Origin of the sequence: Streptomyces sp. NPDC056231 (assembly GCF_048270745.1) — a bacterium.
Lineage (GTDB): Bacteria > Actinomycetota > Actinomycetes > Streptomycetales > Streptomycetaceae > Streptomyces.
In genome coordinates this window covers 1-18,008 of the sequence record NZ_JBLVKW010000002.1, presented here as the reverse complement: position 1 = coordinate 18,008, position 18,008 = coordinate 1, and the positions used below count along the sequence as shown (strand labels likewise).

Annotated in this window: 17 protein-coding genes and 2 rRNA genes; 4 read left to right on the top strand and 15 right to left on the bottom strand. The window is 69.4% G+C overall.

Translation table 11 applies throughout. The features are described from left to right. The first annotated feature begins 8 nt into the window (after positions 1-8). Positions 9-1,154 carry an RNA polymerase sigma factor gene (locus tag ACNPQM_RS01990; RefSeq protein WP_418082824.1) on the top strand — a complete coding sequence of 382 codons (1,146 nt, stop codon included), beginning with the start codon at positions 9-11 and terminating at the stop codon, positions 1,152-1,154. A gap of 141 nt (positions 1,155-1,295) precedes the next feature. On the opposite strand, the gene ACNPQM_RS01985 is transcribed toward ACNPQM_RS01990, so the two are convergent. The 5 genes from ACNPQM_RS01985 to ACNPQM_RS01965 form a co-directional block, all read right to left on the bottom strand. Beyond that, on the bottom strand, positions 1,296-2,963 hold the full coding sequence (locus ACNPQM_RS01985; RefSeq protein WP_418082609.1) for a uroporphyrinogen-III synthase: 1,668 nt from the start codon (positions 2,961-2,963) through the stop codon (positions 1,296-1,298). Next, a complete protein-coding gene (hemC, locus tag ACNPQM_RS01980; protein WP_358858405.1) occupies positions 2,960-3,946 on the bottom strand; it encodes a hydroxymethylbilane synthase in 987 nt (328 codons plus the stop codon). The genes ACNPQM_RS01985 and hemC overlap by 4 nt, the downstream gene beginning before the upstream one ends. Next, entirely contained in the window at positions 3,943-5,445 is a 1,503-nt protein-coding gene (locus ACNPQM_RS01975; RefSeq protein ID WP_358858406.1) for a glutamyl-tRNA reductase, read from the bottom strand. Before ACNPQM_RS01975 ends, hemC begins: the two co-directional genes overlap by 4 nt. Beyond that, positions 5,442-6,215 carry a redox-sensing transcriptional repressor Rex gene (locus ACNPQM_RS01970; RefSeq protein ID WP_358858407.1) on the bottom strand — a complete coding sequence of 258 codons (774 nt, stop codon included), beginning with the start codon at positions 6,213-6,215 and terminating at the stop codon, positions 5,442-5,444. The genes ACNPQM_RS01975 and ACNPQM_RS01970 overlap by 4 nt, the downstream gene beginning before the upstream one ends. A gap of 272 nt (positions 6,216-6,487) precedes the next feature. After that, positions 6,488-6,763 carry a glutaredoxin family protein gene (locus tag ACNPQM_RS01965; RefSeq protein ID WP_418082607.1) on the bottom strand — a complete coding sequence of 92 codons (276 nt, stop codon included), beginning with the start codon at positions 6,761-6,763 and terminating at the stop codon, positions 6,488-6,490. A gap of 158 nt (positions 6,764-6,921) precedes the next feature. Between ACNPQM_RS01965 and ACNPQM_RS01960 the strand changes: the two genes are divergently transcribed. The 3 genes from ACNPQM_RS01960 (at position 6,922) to ACNPQM_RS01950 (ending at position 10,410) form a co-directional block, all read left to right on the top strand. Beyond that, complete coding sequence (locus ACNPQM_RS01960; RefSeq protein ID WP_418082606.1) at positions 6,922-7,866, top strand: HAD family hydrolase; 945 nt, start codon at positions 6,922-6,924, stop codon at positions 7,864-7,866. Positions 7,867-8,232: 366 nt separating this feature from the next. Continuing rightward, positions 8,233-9,009 (top strand): ECF subfamily RNA polymerase sigma factor, BldN family, encoded by a 777-nt coding sequence (locus tag ACNPQM_RS01955; RefSeq protein ID WP_418082604.1) that lies wholly within the window; start codon positions 8,233-8,235, stop codon positions 9,007-9,009. A gap of 210 nt (positions 9,010-9,219) precedes the next feature. Next, a complete protein-coding gene (locus tag ACNPQM_RS01950; RefSeq protein ID WP_358858410.1) occupies positions 9,220-10,410 on the top strand; it encodes a DUF5667 domain-containing protein in 1,191 nt (396 codons plus the stop codon). A gap of 376 nt (positions 10,411-10,786) precedes the next feature. On the opposite strand, the gene ACNPQM_RS01945 is transcribed toward ACNPQM_RS01950, so the two are convergent. The 10 genes from ACNPQM_RS01945 to ACNPQM_RS01900 all read right to left on the bottom strand — a co-directional run. Beyond that, entirely contained in the window at positions 10,787-11,827 is a 1,041-nt protein-coding gene (locus ACNPQM_RS01945) for a lysophospholipid acyltransferase family protein (protein WP_418082603.1), read from the bottom strand. A gap of 15 nt (positions 11,828-11,842) precedes the next feature. Further along, positions 11,843-12,937 (bottom strand): NAD-dependent epimerase/dehydratase family protein, encoded by a 1,095-nt coding sequence (locus ACNPQM_RS01940; protein WP_418082602.1) that lies wholly within the window; start codon positions 12,935-12,937, stop codon positions 11,843-11,845. A 214-nt stretch (positions 12,938-13,151) separates the two neighbouring features. Beyond that, positions 13,152-13,250: a 30S ribosomal protein bS22 gene (locus tag ACNPQM_RS01935; RefSeq protein ID WP_003948845.1), complete on the bottom strand. Its 99-nt coding sequence runs from the start codon at positions 13,248-13,250 to the stop codon at positions 13,152-13,154. Positions 13,251-13,359: 109 nt separating this feature from the next. Further along, on the bottom strand, positions 13,360-13,575 hold the full coding sequence (locus ACNPQM_RS01930) for a helix-turn-helix domain-containing protein (protein WP_266984444.1): 216 nt from the start codon (positions 13,573-13,575) through the stop codon (positions 13,360-13,362). A 128-nt stretch (positions 13,576-13,703) separates the two neighbouring features. Beyond that, on the bottom strand, positions 13,704-14,519 hold the full coding sequence (locus ACNPQM_RS01925) for a phosphatase (RefSeq protein WP_358858413.1): 816 nt from the start codon (positions 14,517-14,519) through the stop codon (positions 13,704-13,706). Positions 14,520-14,640: 121 nt separating this feature from the next. Then, a complete protein-coding gene (locus ACNPQM_RS01920; RefSeq protein ID WP_418082601.1) occupies positions 14,641-15,813 on the bottom strand; it encodes an acetoin utilization protein AcuC in 1,173 nt (390 codons plus the stop codon). Then, the gene (locus ACNPQM_RS01915) at positions 15,782-16,981 is read right to left on the bottom strand and encodes an MFS transporter (protein WP_418082599.1); all 1,200 of its coding nucleotides are present in this window, start codon (positions 16,979-16,981) and stop codon (positions 15,782-15,784) included. Before ACNPQM_RS01915 ends, ACNPQM_RS01920 begins: the two co-directional genes overlap by 32 nt. 41 nt (positions 16,982-17,022) lie before the next feature. After that, on the bottom strand, positions 17,023-17,667 hold the full coding sequence (locus tag ACNPQM_RS01910) for an HAD family hydrolase (protein ID WP_358858416.1): 645 nt from the start codon (positions 17,665-17,667) through the stop codon (positions 17,023-17,025). A gap of 72 nt (positions 17,668-17,739) precedes the next feature. Beyond that, positions 17,740-17,856, bottom strand: a 5S ribosomal RNA gene (gene rrf / locus ACNPQM_RS01905). A gap of 79 nt (positions 17,857-17,935) precedes the next feature. Further along, positions 17,936-18,008: ribosomal RNA gene (locus ACNPQM_RS01900) — 23S ribosomal RNA — on the bottom strand; the annotation flags it as partial.

Here is an 18,008-nt window from a genome sequence, read left to right as displayed (position 1 = left end):
CCTCATCGATGAACGAGGCCCTGCTCCGGAGCCTCATGCCGAGCGTGCTCGGGATCCTCGTCCGCCGCGGTGCCGACTTCGCGGCGGCCGAGGATGCCGCGCAGGATGCGCTGGTCGAGGCGGTCCGCGTCTGGCCGGCCGACCCACCGCGGGACCCGAAGGGCTGGCTGGTCACCGTGGCCTGGCGCCGGTTCCTCGACGCGACCCGGGCGGACGTCGCCCGCCGCCGGCGTGAGGACCTCGTCGACGAGGAGCCGGCGCCCGGGCCCGTGCCCGCGGTGGACGACACGCTCCGGCTCTACTTCCTGTGCGCCCACCCGTCGCTGACGCCGTCGTCCGCGGTCGCGCTCACGCTGCGCGCCGTCGGCGGGCTGACCACCCGCCAGATCGCCCAGGCCTACCTGGTGCCCGAGGCGACCATGGCGCAGCGCATCAGCCGTGCCAAGCGCACCGTCTCAGGCGTGCGGTTCGACCAGCCCGGCGATGTCGCCACCGTGCTGCGCGTCCTCTACCTGGTCTTCAACGAGGGCTACTCCGGCGACGTCGACCTCGCCGCCGAGTCCATCCGGCTCACCCGGCAGCTCGCGGCCGCGATCGACCACCCCGAGGTGGCGGGACTGCTCGCCCTCATGCTGCTCCACCACGCCCGGCGCGCCACCCGGACCGCGCCCGACGGCAGCCTGGTGCCGCTCGCCGAACAGGACCGCGGCCGGTGGGACACCGAGTCGATCGCCGAGGGCGTCGAGATCCTGCAGGCGGCCCTTGCCCGCGACCGGCTGGGCGAGTTCCAGGCCCAGGCCGCCATCGCGGCACTCCACGCCGACGCACCCACCGCCGAGGAGACCGACTGGGTGCAGATCGTCGAGTGGTACGACGAGCTCGCGCGCCTGACCGACAACCCGGTCGTCCGGCTCAACCGCGCAGTGGCCGTCGGTGAGGCCGACGGACCGCGCGCCGGGCTGACGGCGCTCGCGGCGCTGAACGACTCACTGCCCCGCCACGCCGCGGTGGCGGCGTACCTCCACGAGCGCGACGGCGACCTGGCGACGGCGGCACAGCTGTACGCCGAGGCGGCCCACAAGGCACCCAACCTCGCCGAGCGCGATTACCTGACCCGTCAGGCCGCCCGGCTCAACGCCCGCCGGCGTCGATAACGGGTCGCGCCCGGATTTTCCCGCGGCACCTGGCGCGGCCCCGTGGCCAGAGCAATCGCCTCACAGAAAGCAGGCAGATCGAACGGGCAGGGGCCCGGCTGCCGAAGCAACCGGACCCCTGAACACTTCCGACCCGGCCGGTCAGGTAGTCGTACGACGCCTGCGCGCACCTGGACGCCGCTCGCTCGGACGCGTCACCGGGTCACCGGCCTCCTTCGCCGCCTCCCGGCGCTGCGCACCGAACTCGGCGAGCGCCTCGGCCAGCTTGTGCACCGACGGCTCCGGGGAGAGCACGTCGACCCGCAGGCCGTGCTCCTCCGCGGTCTTCGCCGTGGCGGGGCCGATACACGCGATGACCGTCACGTTGTGCGGCTTGCCGGCGATACCGACCAGGTTCCGGACGGTCGACGACGAGGTGAAGAGCACCGCGTCGAACCCGCCGCCCTTGATCGCCTCACGGGTGTCGGACGGCGGCGGCGAAGCGCGGACCGTGCGGTACGCGGTGACGTCGTCGACCTCCCAGCCCAGGTCGATGAGGCCGGCGACGAGCGTCTCCGTGGCGATGTCGGCGCGCGGCAGGAAGACGCGGTCGATCGGGTCGAAGACCGGGTCGTACGGCGGCCAGTCCTCCAGCAGACCGGCGGCGGACTGCTCACCGGACGGCACCAGGTCCGGCTTCACACCGAAATCGATCAGTGCGGCGGCGGTCTGTTCGCCGACCGCGGCAACCTTGATCCCGGCGAAGGCACGGGCGTCGAGCCCGTACTCCTCGAACTTCTCCCGGACCGCCTTGACCGCGTTGACACTGGTGAAGGCGATCCACTCGTAGCGGCCCGTGACAAGGCCCTTGACCGCGCGCTCCATCTGCTGGGGCGTACGCGGCGGCTCGACGGCGATCGTCGGCACCTCGTGCGGCACGGCACCGTACGAACGCAGCTGGTCGGAGAGCGACGCCGCCTGCTCCTTCGTCCGCGGCACGAGCACGTTCCAGCCGAAGAGCGGCTTGGACTCGAACCACGAGAGCTGGTCGCGCTGGGCGGCGGAGCTGCACTCACCGACCACGGCTATGACCGGCTGGTGCCCGTCCGGCGACGGCAGCACCTTCGCCTGCTTCAGGACCTGGGCGATGGTCCCGAGGGTCGCCGTCCAGGTGCGCTGGCGCGTCGTCGTGCCGGCGACCGTCACGGTCAGCGGGGTGTCGGGCTTGCGGCCCGCAGAGACCAGCTCGCCCGCGGCGGCCGCGACCGAGTCCAGCGTCGTCGAGACGACCGCCGTGGCATCGCTCGCGCCGACCTCGGTCCAGCAGCGGTCCGAGGCGGTCCGGGCATCGACGAACCGGACGTCGGCGCCCTGCGTATCACGCAGCGGCACGCCGGCGTACGCGGGCACGCCCACGGCGTTCGCGACACCCGGCACGACCTCGAAGGGAATGCCGGCGGCAGCACAGGCGAGCATCTCCGCGCCTGCGTTCCCGTCCAGGCCCGGGTCCCCTGAGACAGCACGGACGACCCGCCTGCCGCCCTTCGCGGCCTCCATGACAAGATTGGCCGCGTCCCTGAGAACGGGCACCCCGGCGGCTGTTGACGCCACGTCAACAACAGCCAGCTCGGGCGTGCTGACGCCTGCCCGCGCATGGCCGCGGACGACGCCGAGAACGTCCGGCTCGGCGACAAGGACGTCCGCGCTCGCGAGCGCCTCGACAGCGCGCAGAGTCAGCAGTCCCGGATCGCCGGGACCGGCGCCGAGAAAGGTGACGTGCCCTGCGGACAGGACCGGAAAGTCGGATGCGGCGGGGCCGGTGGGGCTCAAAGTGCTCGCTCCCCCATAAGACCGGCCGCACCCTTGGCAAGCATCTCGGTCGCGAGCTCGCGACCGAGGGCCGCCGCGTCGTCGGGCGACGTGGGGACGGGACCGGTGGTGGACATCTGTACGAGCGAGGAACCGTCGGTGGAACCGACGACACCGCGCAGGCGCAGTTCGTTGACAACCTGTCCGTCGACCAGGAGGTCGGCCAGTGCACCCACAGGTGCGGAGCAGCCGGCCTCCAGGGCGGCGAGCAGGGCGCGCTCGGCGGTCACGGCGGCCCGGGTGTACGGGTCGTCGAGCTCGGCGAGTGCTGCGGCGAGGTCCGCGCTGGTTGCAGCGCATTCGATCGCCAGTGCTCCCTGGCCGGGAGCGGGCAGAACGGTGTCGACCGACAGGAATTCGGTCACCTCACCGGTCCGGCCGAGGCGGCTGAGCCCGGCCGCGGCGAGAACCACCGCGTCCAGTTCACCGCTTCGTACAAATCCGATACGCGTATCGACGTTGCCACGGATCGGCACGGTCTCGATGTCGAGGCCGTGGCTGCGGGCGTACGCGTTGAGCTGCGCCATGCGGCGCGGCGAACCGGTGCCGACGCGGGCACCGGACGGCAGCTGCTCGAAGGTCAGCCCGTCCCTCGCCACCAGCGCGTCGCGCGGGTCCTCGCGCACCGGCACGGCGGCGAGGACGAGGCCCTCGGGCTGTGCGGTCGGCAGGTCCTTCAGCGAGTGCACGGCGAAGTCCACCTCGCCGCGCAGCAGCGCCTCGCGCAGCGCCGCGACGAACACACCGGTGCCGCCGATCTGCGCGAGGTGCTCGCGGGAGACATCTCCGTACGTGGTGATCTCGACGAGCTCGACGGCGCGCCCGGTCACCTCACTGACCGCGTCGGCGACGAGGCCGGACTGCGCCATGGCGAGTTTGCTGCGCCGGGTGCCCAGCCGGAGCGGCACGTCGGTCTGCACGCGCTGGGATGAGTTGTCGGTCATGACCGCCCTCTATTCGGGTCGTTCAGGTCTGCCCGGGAGACGGCGGCGACCGTCTGCGGGTCGAGGTCGAAGAGTTCCCGCAGCGCATCGGCGTACCCGGCGCCGCCGGGCTCGCTGGCGAGCTGCTTGACCCGCACGGTGGGCGCGTGCAGGAGCTTGTCGACGACGCGGCGCACGGTCTGCGTGATCTCGGCGCGCTGCTTCTCGTCCAGGTCGGGGAGGCGTCCGTCGAGCCGTGCGATCTCGCCGGCCACCACATCGGCGGCCATCGTGCGCAGGGCGACGACGGTCGGTGTGATGTGGGCGGCGCGCTGGGCGGCACCGAACGCGGCGACCTCGTCGGCGACGATGGTGCGCACCTGGTCCACATCGGCGGCCATCGGAGCGTCCGCGGATGCCTCGGCGAGCGACTCGATGTCGACGAGGCGCACACCGTCGAGGCGCGTCGAGGCGCCGTCGATGTCGCGCGGCATCGCGAGGTCGAGCAGGGCGAGCCTGACCGGTCCGGCGGACGGGGACTGCGCGGGCACGGTGGCCCGGCGGACGGCCTGTACCTGCGCGGTCGTGGTGGCGGAGCCGTTCTCCACCCACGCGGCGTGCTGGTCCAGGTCGGCGGCGGGCACGGCGGGCGCCGGGGGCACGGTGACGGCCGCATCGAAGGGCAGCCCGAGCGCTCCGGCGACGGCTTCGGCAGTCAGCACGAGACCGGTCGCACCGGTGCAGGAGACGACGACATCGGCACGTGTCAGTTCGTCGGAGACCGCGGCCATCTCCACGGCGCGGGCAGTCACTCCCGTTCCACCGGGCTGCTGAAGGATCTCGACGAGCCGGTCGGCGCGGGCCCGGGTCCGGTTGGCGACGACGATCTCGGCGACACCGGTACGGGCCAGCGTGGCGGCAGCCAGCGAGGACATCGAACCGGCGCCGATCACCAGGGCGCGCTTGCCCTTCGCCCAGACGGCGACATCGGCGCCGTCGGCGAGCTGCTGCAGACCGAAGGTGACGAGCGACTGCCCGGCCCGGTCGATCCCGGTCTCGCTGTGGGCACGCTTACCGACCCGCAGGGCCTGCTGGAACAGGTCGTTCAGCAGCCGGCCGGCGGTGTGGAGCTCCTGCCCCAGCGCGAGCGCGTCCTTGATCTGGCCGAGGATCTGGCCCTCGCCGACGACCATCGAGTCCAGCCCGCACGCCACCGAGAAGAGGTGGTGGACGGCCCGGTCCTCGTAGTGCACATAGAGATACGGAGTGAGCTCGTCCAGCCCGACCCCGCTGTGCTGGGCGAGGAGCGTGGACAGCTCGGCGACACCGGCGTGGAACTTGTCCACGTCGGCGTACAGCTCGATGCGGTTGCAGGTGGCCAGCACGGCGGCCTCGGCCGCGGGCTCCGCGGCAAGGACGTCCTGCAGCAGCTTCGCCTGCGTCCCGGCAGCCAGCGAGGCCCGCTCCAGTACGGAGACGGGAGCGCTGCGGTGACTCAGTCCGACGACAAGAAGACTCATGCCGGCATCACGGCGGGAACGTCCCCGTCGGGTCCCTTCCGGCTGCTGTCCGTGGCGGCACGCACGGGCGGCGCGGCCGGGTCGACACCGCTCCCGCCTGGGGCTTCATCGACCGCCTTCCGCTGCTCGTGGAAGGCGAGGATCTGGAGCTCGATCGAGAGGTCGACCTTGCGGACGTCGACACCGTCGGGCACGGAGAGCACCGTCGGCGCGAAGTTCAGGATGGAGGTCACGCCCGCGGCGACGAGCCGGTCGCAGACCTGCTGTGCGGCACCGGCGGGGGTCGAGATGACACCGATCGACACGCCGTTGTCCCTGACGATGTTCTCCAGCTCGTCGGCGTGCTGGACGGGGATCCCGGCGACGGGCGTACCGGCCATCGCGGGGTCGGCGTCGATCAGCGCGGCGACCCGGAAACCACGGGAGGCGAAGCCGCCGTAGTTGGCGAGCGCGGCGCCGAGGTTACCGATACCGACGATGACGACCGGCCAGTCCTGGGTGAGCCCGAGTTCGCGGGAGATCTGGTAGACGAGATACTCGACGTCGTAGCCGACGCCACGCGTCCCGTACGACCCGAGGTAGCTGAAGTCCTTGCGCAGCTTGGCGGAGTTGACCCCCGCCGCCGCGGCGAGTTCCTCGGACGAGACCGTGGGGACCGAGCGCTCGGAGAGCGCGGTCAGTGCGCGGAGATACAGCGGAAGCCGGGCGACGGTGGCCTCGGGAATTCCTCGGCTACGGGTCGCCGGTCGGTGAGTTCGGCCAGTTGCCACGGTGCTCCTGCGGGATGAGCGGGGCTGCAGGCGGCCGTATGTTCCAAGACCGCCCCGTCGAATGCAGGCTATGTCTTTGTGAACGTGTGCACAAAGATAGTGTCCGTTTTGTCCGGTCAAAGTGACCGGGGTCACGCACATTCGTCGTGCGATCCCGGAACCATGGATCGCATCAGCCCGTTGCAGGCCCGAAGGGGGCAAGACGGTACACACTCCTCACAACGACACCCCCGAGATCACCCAAAACGCCCATGATGGTAACCGGGTTTCACTCAGGAAAGCAGCGCCCTGCGCAGCCTCGCCGGGTCCACCCGCCAGAACGTGTGCTGTTCGTTATCAATGAGGACGACCGGAATCTGCTCCCAGTACTCCCGGTGCAGCTCCTCGTCCTGGGCGATGTCCTTCTCCTCCCAGGACGCGCCGGTCTCCTCGCAGATCTCCCTCACCACGAGCCGAGCGTCGTCACAGAGGTGACAACCGGGCTTCCCGACCAGGGTCACGACACGGTCCGCGGGCTTCTTCTTCGTACGACGCAGCAAGGCACTCATGCCTTTATTCTGCGCCGCCGGCCAGCCGTTTCCGGAGCCCGTCGGGCGCCGATGCGTTACGTCCGGAATCGCCCGCTTAACAATTCGGTCCGCGAGAGTTCACGCCACCGCATCCCAGCACGTCGGGAAAGGCCGAACGGACTGGCTATGCTCACGACATGGCCGCTCTTGGATGGCTCACACCCCGTAGGCGTTCCGCGACAGCACTGAGCGTGCTGGCAGGCGAGGCAGCAGCCGAGGCAGCGCGGAAGTCGTCACTCCCCGCCGGACGATCCGCCGGCACGGTCCCCGTCACGACCGAGGAGCCGGAACCGGCCTTCCCGGTCGTCGGCGACGAACGGGCCGCCGCCTTCTTCGACCTGGACAACACCGTCATGCAGGGCGCGGCGATCTTCCACTTCGGCCGCGGCCTGTACAAACGCAAGTTCTTCCAGCGCCGCGAGCTGACCCGGTTCGCCTGGCAGCAGGCCTGGTTCAGGCTGGCCGGCGTCGAGGACCCGGAACACATGCAGGACGCCCGGGACAGCGCCCTGTCCATCGTCAAGGGCCACCGGGTCTCCGAGCTGATGTCCATCGGCGAGGAGATCTACGACGAGTACATGGCCGACCGCATCTGGCCCGGCACCCGCGCCCTCGCCCAGGCCCACCTCGACGCCGGGCAGAAGGTCTGGCTGGTCACGGCCGCCCCGGTGGAGACGGCCACGATCATCGCCCGCCGCCTCGGTCTGACCGGCGCGCTCGGCACGGTCGCCGAGTCCGTCGACGGCGTCTACACCGGCCGCCTGGTCGGTGAACCGCTGCACGGGCCCGCGAAGGCCGAGGCGGTCCGCGCCCTGGCCGCCGCCGAGGGCCTCGACCTGGCGCGTTGCGCGGCGTACAGCGACTCGCACAACGACATCCCGATGCTGTCCCTGGTCGGACACCCGTACGCGATCAACCCGGACACCAAGCTCCGTAAGCACGCCCGGGCCCTGGACTGGCGACTGCGCGACTACCGCACGGGCCGCAAGGCGGCCAAGGTCGGCATCCCGGCCGCCGCCGGTGTCGGTGCCCTCGCGGGCGGCACCGCGGCCGCGGTCGCTCTGCACCGCCGCCGCCGCTGACCCCCGGACGCACCGACCACGTGGCCCGGCCCCGCCTCGGGGGGCCGGGCCACGCCCGACCGCGCCGCCAAACGGGACCCCTTACCCACCGACCGCTCCCGCCAGTCGGATTGCGCGCACCCGACCACAACCCGTCGCGGCCCCAGCCAGATCACGAAGTATTCCGATCAATATCTGGTCACGATGTGCTACTTGATGCGCCTCAAAGTCGCTACAGAAGCGACGGAATCGGTGATTTGAGCAACTGGGTGTAGCGCTGCCTGTACGAAGCGTTATTCTCCTCAGACGCATTCCGGAACACCCACTCACTACGACGAGTGACGGTTTCGCACTGCACGTGATGGAAGCTCTGCCTCTGGGAGTCCCGTGTACCCACACGTCGGGGTTGACGCCTCGGGCCTGGCTACGCTGCGCGCAACGGTCGTCGACCGCTTGCGCGGCTTCGTCCCCACCGCGTACGCCGTACCCGCCTTTGCCACCCCTGCACCTGTCGGCCCTTGCTATGCCCTGGCCGAACGCGGTGCGGCGGTCGGAAGACGCAGCAACCGCGGCGCAACGACCACGTCCACCGTTCGTCGGCCGACCGCCGACAGCGACAGCGCGCGCATGATGGATCTCGTCGAGCGCGCACAGGCCGGTGAGGCTGACGCCTTCGGCCGTCTCTACGACCAGTACAGCGACACCGTCTATCGATACATCTACTACCGGGTGGGCGGCAAGGCGACGGCTGAGGATCTCACCAGTGAGACCTTCCTGCGCGCCCTGCGCCGCATCTCGACCTTCACCTGGCAGGGCCGCGACTTCGGCGCCTGGCTCGTCACGATCGCCCGCAACCTGGTCGCCGACCACTTCAAGTCCAGCCGGTTCCGGCTGGAAGTGACGACCGGTGAAATGCTCGACGCCAACGAGGTCGAGCGCAGCCCCGAGGACTCCGTCCTGGAGTCCCTCTCCAACGCCGCACTGCTGCAAGCCGTGCGCCGACTCAACCCCCAGCAGCAGGAATGTGTGACGCTGCGCTTCCTGCAGGGCCTCTCGGTCGCCGAGACGGCCCGCGTGATGGGCAAGAACGAGGGCGCGATCAAGACTTTGCAGTACCGCGCCGTCCGCACCCTCGCCCGACTGCTGCCGGACGATGCCCGCTGAGAACACCGTCGGCGACTCCGCGATCACGCACTGGTCCGATCATCTTTCGTGCGTAACCCAAGTGCCGCGCCACTCGTTGTGCCGGTTGCAGGCCCCCTGTCGTCACTCCATGTCCGCCTACACTCACTCATTCGTGTGGAAGCGCTCAAGGTGTGCAACCTTCCGGACCCCCAGGGGAGTCGACCGTCATGACGAGAGGAGGTGCCGCCAGTGATCGCAAACGTTTCGACACACCGGCGGGCGAACGCCTTCGCCCAGGCTCTGGAGGAGCAGGAGCTCCAGGGTGCGGCGGCCGTACAGCCCGAGGAACCGGCCGAACCGGCCGACCACGGAACGCTGTTGGCCCTGGCGAACGGCCTCGGTGAGCTGCCGAGGCCGGAGTTGGATCCCGAGGTCAAAGTGGTGCAGCGAGCGCGGCTCGTGGCAGCCATGGAGGCCATGTTTGCCGAGGGCGGCGCGTCCACGGGCCCTACGGTGCCCGAACAGCGGAGCAAGGGGGCCCACCGGGCCTCCCCGCTCCAAAAATTGCGCCCCCGCTCCCGCTGGACGAAGGGGCTCGCCGCCGGCGGGCTCACCGTCGGCGTCGCCGCGGGAGCCTTCGGCGGAGTAGCCGCTGCCAGTTCCGACGCCCTTCCGGGTGATTCGCTGTACGGGCTGAAGCGCGGCATGGAGGACATCCACCTCGGTATGACCAACGGCGATACCGACCGCGGCGAGGTCTACCTCGACCAGGCATCGACGCGGCTGAGCGAGGCCCGCAGGCTCATGGAACGCGACCGCGCGGGCGATCTGGACCACGAATCACTGGGCGAGATCAGGCGCACGCTGAACGGCATGACGCACGACGCCACCGAGGGCCACCGCCTGCTCCACGCCGCGTACCAGCGCGATGGAGCACTCGGCCCGATCCAGACCCTGGATTCCTTCTCCCGCAACCACCGCGGGAGCTGGAGCAACCTGCGCGACCGGCTTCCGGTCCAGCTGACGGACGTCGGGGACGAGGTCAGCTCGGTCTTCGAGGCCATAGACGAAGAGGTCGCACCACTGCAGTCTCTGCTGCCCCGCACCCCGGACCGGAACACCGACTCGGAACAGTCCGGGTCGTCGCAGCAATCCGACGACCCGTCCGTCACGGACAGCCCGGCACCCTCGTCCCCCGAATCCTCACAGGGCCGACGGGGCGACACCGGCACCCCGGACCCGTCCGGTTCGGCCTCCACTCCCGCCGACGGCCTGATCGCGGGCGGCACGGACGGCCTCCTGGACCCCCCGTCACCGGGCGCCACCCCGTCCACAACGGGCAGGGGATCCACCTCACCCACCCCGGACATCACACTGCCCCCGCTGCTCCCCGGGCTGCTCCCAGGCCTGGGAATCAACAGTGAGAGCGAAGACAACTAATGCCGTGACCGGCAATGTTTGCCCCGGGAGGGGCACCAGGGCGTGTTTCGAAAGTCCCGTCTGCCGGGTTACGGGCGGACGACGCCACTTTCGAAACACGCCCTAAGGGCTGTCCCGTAATCCCTGGTGGATCAGCGCGCGGCGTCATGTGGTGCATCGCAAGGCGGAGGGGCGTCCTCATACTGGGCGTATGCGGGCGCTCCGACAACGCAGCGAGGTGCCGCAGCTGTCGTCGCGTGCCCGCCAGGGATTACGGGACAGCCCTTAGGGGGAGACCCCTGGCCCCAAGCGTCCTCGATCGCCGGTACATCAAGCCCGTCCGACGATTGAGGACAAACCGGCGGCCGGACGCTCCGGGCACACACCGCACGCACCGTCAGAAGAACACCGACCGCCGCTCGACCAACAACTTGTACAGCGTGTGCTGAATCTGTTCCCGCACCTGGTCCGTCAAGTTGAACATCAGCATCGGATCCTCCGCCGCCTCCACCGGATACCCATCCGTAGAAATCGGCTCCCCGAACTGAATCGTCCACTTCGTCGGCAGCGGAACCGCGCCCAATGGTCCCAACCAGGGAAACGTGGGTGTGATCGGGAAGTACGGAATCCCCAGCACCCGCGCCAGCGTCTTCGCGTTGCCGATCATCGGGTAGATCTCCTCCGCCCCCACGATCGAGCACGGCACGATCGGCACCCCGGCCCGCAGCGCCGTCGACACGAAACCGCCCCGCCCGAACCGCTGCAGCTTGTACCGATCGCCGAACGGCTTGCCGATGCCCTTGAAGCCCTCGGGCATCACGCCGACGACCTCGCCCTGCCTCAGCAGCCGCTCCGCATCCTCCGCGCAGGCCAGCGTGTGCCCGGCCTTCCTGGCCAGTTCGTTCACCACCGGCATCATGAACACCAGGTCCGCGGCGAGCAGCCGTAGATGCCGGCCGGCCGGATGGGTGTCGTGCACGGCGACCTGAAGCATCAGCCCGTCCAGCGGCAACGTCCCCGAGTGGTTGGCCACGATCAGCGCCCCGCCGTCCGACGGGATGTTCTCAATGCCCTTCACCTCGACCCGGAAGTACTTCTCGTACATCGGTCTCAGCACCGACATCAGAACCTGATCGGTGAGTTCCTTGTCGTACCCGAACTCGTCGACCTCGTACTCACCGGTGACCCGCCGCCGCAGAAACGCGAGCCCACCCGCGATCCGCCGGTCCCAGCCGCCGCGCCGAGCCCCTTCTTGAGCCTGCGCACCCTCCACCCCCTGCACCGCCTTCTGGGCCTGCATGGCGTCCTGCTGCCCCGGCAGGGCGCTGAGGGCCGCGGTGCCCACCGCGGGTCCCGCCGCCCTCCGGCGGGCGGACCGCTGCGCGCCACCCGACCGTGAACGGTCGTCATCGAACGGAATGACCTTGGCATCCGCCATCGTCGGTGCGCTCCTCTACCTGGCGCCGGGAGTCGGTTGTGTGTCGCCTGCCCCGGTGCTCACCGGAACCTCGCCGGTCCCACCGGCGAACGGCAGCGCCGCCAGCCGGTCGACGGCCCTGCCCACCGTCTCGGGCGGCAGCAGTCCGGGACCCACGCCGCGCACAAACGCGGCGAACGTCTCCGCGGTGGTGAATCGCGGGTGGAAGCCAAGCGTCTCGCGCATCTGGACGGTGGAGACCACCCTGCCATGAGTGAGCAGCCGGATCTGCTCCGGCGAGAAGTCCGTCATGCCGATCGTGCGGAGCGCCTGGCCCACCCAGGTGACGGCGGGCAGGGGCACCGGCATCGTCGGCCTCCCGAGCCGCCGCGCGCACTGCGAGAGCAACAGCACCCCGTCGCCGGCGATATTGAACGTGCCACTGTTCAGCGTCCCGCGCCGCGGCTCGTACGAGGCGATCCTCAGTACGTCGATGACATCGTCCTCGTGGACGAACTGGAGCCGTGGGTCGTACCCGAACACCGTCGGAAGCACGGGCAGTGCCAGATAGTCGGCGAGCGGCGAGTCCGCGTCCGGCCCCAGGATGTTCGCGAACCGCAGCACGCACACGGCCACGTCGGGCCGGCGGCGTGCGAAGCCCCGTACGTATCCCTCGACCTCCACCGCGTCCTTCGCGAAGCCCCCGCTCGGCAGGGACTTGGGCGGGGTGGTCTCGGTGAAGACCGCCGGATCGCGCGGCGCGGAGCCGTACACACTCGTGCTGGACTTGATCACCAACCGCCGGACCGTCGGCGACTTCTGGCAGACACCGAGCAACTGCATGGTGCCGATGACGTTGGTCTCCTTGATGGTGGTCCGGCCGCCCGCGCCGAGCGTCTTGCCGCTGACGTCCAGATGCACGACCGTGTCGACGGCGTGCGCGGCCAGGACTCTGGCAATCGCGGGCTGGCGGATGTCCACACGTACGAAGTCGGCGTCACCCAACTGCTGTGACGGCGCGACTGCGTCCACGGCGATCACCCGGTCCACGTCCGGATCACGCTGGATGCGCCGCACGAATCGGCCACCCAGTTGCCGGGCCGCTCCTGTGACGAGCACGACCTTCCCCAAGATCAGCGCCTTCCGTCGAAGAAGTTTCCCCTGGCCGTCACCGTAGCGGGTGGATGTTGCCCTGGGATGACTGCGCGGCGGCCTTCTGCCGAGTCTTTGGCCCGAATGTGCATCACAAGGCCCACACACGCCCGCGGAGACACCCTCCCGCAAACGCACCGCAGCCCTCCCGCCGTTTCGGCGGGAGGGCTGCGGATTCACGAACTGCGTTCGCTTACTTCTTGTTGCGACGCTGAACGCGCGTGCGCTTGAGCAGCTTGCGGTGCTTCTTCTTGGCCATCCGCTTGCGCCGCTTCTTGATAACAGAGCCCACGACTACCCTCGCTCACTTCTCTTCACTGGTGCGGGGCGTCTGGGCCCACACGACCTACGTCGGCCTAGCCTACCCGCCACCGCGCGAGGGGCGTAATCCGAGGTGACCGTCAGGCGGACTCCACCCCCACAAAGGACTCGCGGAGATACTCGTGAACCGCTTGCTCCGGGACCCGGAAGGACCTGCCCACCCGGATCGCCGGCAGATGACCACTGTGCACCAAGCGGTACACGGTCATCTTCGACACGCGCATGACCGAGGCGACTTCCGCCACGGTCAGAAACTTGACCTCGTTGAGAGGCCTCTCGCTGCCAGCACCAGCCATGACCCACCTGTACCTTCCGCACGAGACGCGCACCGGCTTCCCCTCCGGTGACTCTTCGTCGTTGTGCGCTCACTCCCCAGATTAGGGGCGGGTGATGCGAGTGGGGAAGAGGAGGGACCATCGGCCGCCTACTGTGACAGACATGCCCGATTGAGTACATAGCGAGTAAGCGGACGGTAATAAGCGGACGGCACGGCGTCGTCGAGCGGAACGGCGACCGAGACCCGCCCCTCGGCCTCCCCGACGAACAGCGCGGGATCGTCCGTGTCCGCCAGACCGATTGCCTCAATGCCCAACTGACCTGCACCGCAGACCCAGCCGTGGTCTCCGACAACCAGCTCCGGAAGCCGTCCGTGGACCATCACCGCCGCCTCCAGCGCGACCCGGACCGGCAGCGGCGAGTGGGTATGTGCGCCCGGCTCACCACCGTGGGGCCGCACGCCGGGTTCGCGCACCATGGCAACTCCCCGTACGTAGTCGAGCTTGTACGTGCGTACGCCGAACCGGGTCGTTATGTCGATACATCTGCCCTGCGCTGGGGTGAGTACGGCGCACCCCGCCGCCGACATGGCGTCTGCCAGCGCGACGTAGAACCCGAGCAACCGGTGCGGATGACCGGTCCCGAACAGCACCGGCGCCCGCCGGACCGCCGCGCTCGACAACCGCTGGGCAAACGCGTCCAGACCGGCCAACGTCCGCTCCGGATCGATCACATCAGGACCCGCAACGTGAGCGGGATCGTTCGAAACCCCGCACTTGTCGGCCATCAGTCGAAGCAGATCGGGCGCCTCCCACCCCCATGCGGGGTCGAGCCCGAGCATCACCCGCGGATCCCTGGCCGCGAACAGCCGATAGCTCCGCAGACTCACCTCCCGCGAGGTGGCCACGGGCCCGGCCAGCCGGGCCGACAGCAGATGCGCGCGCAGCGCTCCGGTGCTCAACACCCTGCCGATGCTGCCTCAATCACCCGGACGGAGGGCCAAAAGAGAGGTCCGGCCCCACAGTTGGCGTAACCCCGCCCCCTCGCCGCGCGGAAACGGCCGAACCGGACCGCTCCCACCTGCCTCAGGCCAGCAGCCCGCGCAACGGGAACGCCGCCCGCCTGGTCGCCCGCACCGCCTGATCCAGCCGGTCCGCCGGGTCGTACCCCGCCTCCCACGGCTGCCACGACGGCATACGTCCGTCGGTCATCCGGCCCGGTCCCAGCTGCCGGGTCCGGGCATAGACCTCGTCCTGCCACGAGGAAGGAATCACCGCCTCGGGGTCCACCGGCGCATGCGCGGCGATCCCCACCAGATGGGTCCAGGATCTCGGCACCACATCGACGACCGCATACCCGCCCCCGCCGAGCGCCACCCACCGCCCGCCCTCCGTGTGCGCGTGGGCGAGCTCATGGCACGACTCCATGACCGCCCGCTGCGCGTCCAGCGACACCGCCAGATGCGCGAGCGGATCCTCGAAGTGCGTATCGGCCCCGTGCTGGGTCACCAGCACCTGCGGCCGGAAGTCCGCGATCAGTTCCGGCACCACCGCGTGGAAGGCCCGCAGCCACCCCGCGTCCCCCGTACCGGCGGGCAGTGCCACATTCACTGCGGCCCCCTCCCCCGCACCGGAACCGGTCTCCTCCGGCCAGCCGGTCTGCGGGAAGAGCGTCCGCGGATGTTCGTGCAGCGACACGGTCAGAACCCGCGGGTCCTCCCAGAACACGGCCTGCACCCCGTCACCGTGGTGGACGTCCACGTCGATGTACGCGACCCGCTCCGCACCCAGCTCCAGCAGCCGGGCAATGGCCAGCGCCGGGTCGTTGTAGATGCAGAACCCTTCCGCAGCGCCCGGCATCGCATGGTGCAGCCCGCCTGCGAAGTTCACCGCATGCGCGGTGTCCCCGCGCCACACCGCCTCGGCGGCGGCCACCGACTGCCCGGCGATCAGCGCCGACACCTCGTGCATCCCCACGAACGCCGGATCGTCCACCGTCCCGAGCCCGTAGTTCTGGTCGGCCGCCCGGGGATCCGCGGAGGCCGCCCGCACGGCCGCCACGTAGTCCTCACGGTGCACGAGCCGCAGCGTGGATTCCCCGGCCGGCTTGGCGGCCACCACATCCACCGCGTTGTCGAGACCGAACGCCCGCACCAGCCCCATCGTCAGGGCAAGCCTGACGGGGTCCATCGGATGACTGTCCCCGAAGTCGTATCCCGTTACTGCGTCATCCCACATCAACTGTGCGCGGCCGCTCATGCCCGCCACCGTATCGGGCAGACTCCGAACCGAACGACTTGGCGTACGCGAGCGTCGCGAGCACCAGCGCCATCGGGACAAGCATCGCGCCCCGGTAGCTCCACGCGTCCCCGAGCGCACCCACCAGAGGCGACCCCACCAGGAACCCCACGTAGTTGAAGACATTCAGCCGGGCGATCGCCGTGTCGCTCGCCCCGGGGAACATCCGCCCGGCGGCCGCGAACGTCTGCGGAACGATCACACAGAGCCCGAGCCCCAGCATGGTGAACCCGAGCATCCCGATCCACGCCCCGGAAGCCACCGCCACCACCGCGAACCCGGCCGCGGCCAGCACACTCCCGAACCGCACGACAGCCACAGCCCCGAACCGTCGCACCCCGAAGTCCCCCACGGCCCGCCCCAGGAGCGTCGTCACCATGTAGACGTTGTACGGAACGGTCGACAGCTGCTCGGAACTCCCCAGCACGTCCTGCAGATACTTCGCACTCCAGTTGGAGACCGTCGAGTCCCCGATGTACGCGAAGCTCATCACCAGGCAGAGCGGCATCAGCAGCTTGAACGAGACGGAGCCACCCTGACGCTCTGCCCCCTGCCCGTCGCCCTCAGCCTTCCCCTCGACGTACCACCGGCTCCCGATGAACGCGGCAGGCAGCAGCAGAACGACCGCGGGAAGGTACGACACCAGCAGCGTGAGATCCCAGTGCGCCCCGGCCCACGCCATCGACGCCCCGGCGATCCCGCCCAGGCTGTATGCGGCGTGGAACCCGAGCATGATGCTGCGCCCGTACGCCCGCTGAAGGCTGACTCCCATCATGTTCATGGAGGCGTCGAGCGCCCCGACGGACAGTCCGAACACCCCGAGCGCGACGGCTGCCTGCCACAGCTCGCTGCCGGCCCCGACACCGAGCAGCGCCAGCAGCACCACGGGCTGAGCCCACCTCAGTACGACCCGTGGCCGTACCCGCGCGACCACCTTCTCGGTGATCACACTGCCCATACCGGCCAGGATCGGCACGGCGGCAAGGAACACGGGCAGCAGCCCGTCGGATATCCCGTACCGGTCCTGAATGGCAGGAATACGCGTCACGAGCAGGGCAAAGGTGACCCCTTGCACGAAGAAGCTCAACGCCAAGGAAGCCCTACCGTGCCGCAGCCGCGCATCCGTCATGGCGGCAGCGTAGGGCTCTGGCCTACCCATGGGTAGATGGATCAGGCGAGCAGTTCCCGCAGTTGGGCCATGTCGGAGAAGTGCCCGGTCACTCCGGCGAGCCGGTCGGCCGGCATCATCGACGTGAACCCGTACACATCCATCCCCGCGGCCCGGGCCGCCTCCACCCCGAGCGGGCTGTCCTCGATGACGACACACCTCTCGGGCGGAACGCCCATCCGTTCAGCGGCGAGAAGGAACAGATCGGGTGCCGGCTTCCCGTGACCGACGTCCTCCGCGCTGAAGATCCACTCCTCCTCGAACCACTGGTCGAGCCCGGTCTTGCGGTGCCCGACCCGGATCCGTTCGTGGCTCCCGGAGGAGGCGACGCAGTACGGCACGCCGTCGGCGACCAGCTTTCCCAGCACGTCGTCGATTCCTTCGACCGGTTCCAGCTCCTCCTGGAACGCGGCGAAGATCCGGGAGTGGAGCGTCTCGTCGAAGTCCGCGGGCAGCTTCTCCCCGGTCCTTTGCTCGACGAGGTCGTGCACCCGGTGCACGGCGGACCCCATGTAGTCATGGAGTGATTCCTCGTACGAGGTGGGGTGACCGAGCTCGGTCAGGTAGCCGGAGAGGATGGCGTTGGAGATCGGCTCACTGTCGACGAGCACACCATCGTTGTCGAAGATGACCAGTTCGTAGCGCATGGTTCGAGCCTAGACGCTCAGAACGCAGAAAAGCCCCGTGCCACAAGGGCACGGGGCTTTCCCGGAATAATTGTTCGGCGGCGTCCTACTCTCCCACAGGGTCCCCCCTGCAGTACCATCGGCGCTGAAAGGCTTAGCTTCCGGGTTCGGAATGTAACCGGGCGTTTCCCTAACGCAATGACCACCGAAACACTATGAAATTAACCAACACCGGACAACAACACGGCCGTTCGTTATTTCAGAACTAACACAGTGGACGCGAGCAACTGAGGACAAGCCCTCGGCCTATTAGTACCAGTCAGCTCCACCCGTTACCGGGCTTCCACATCTGGCCTATCAAC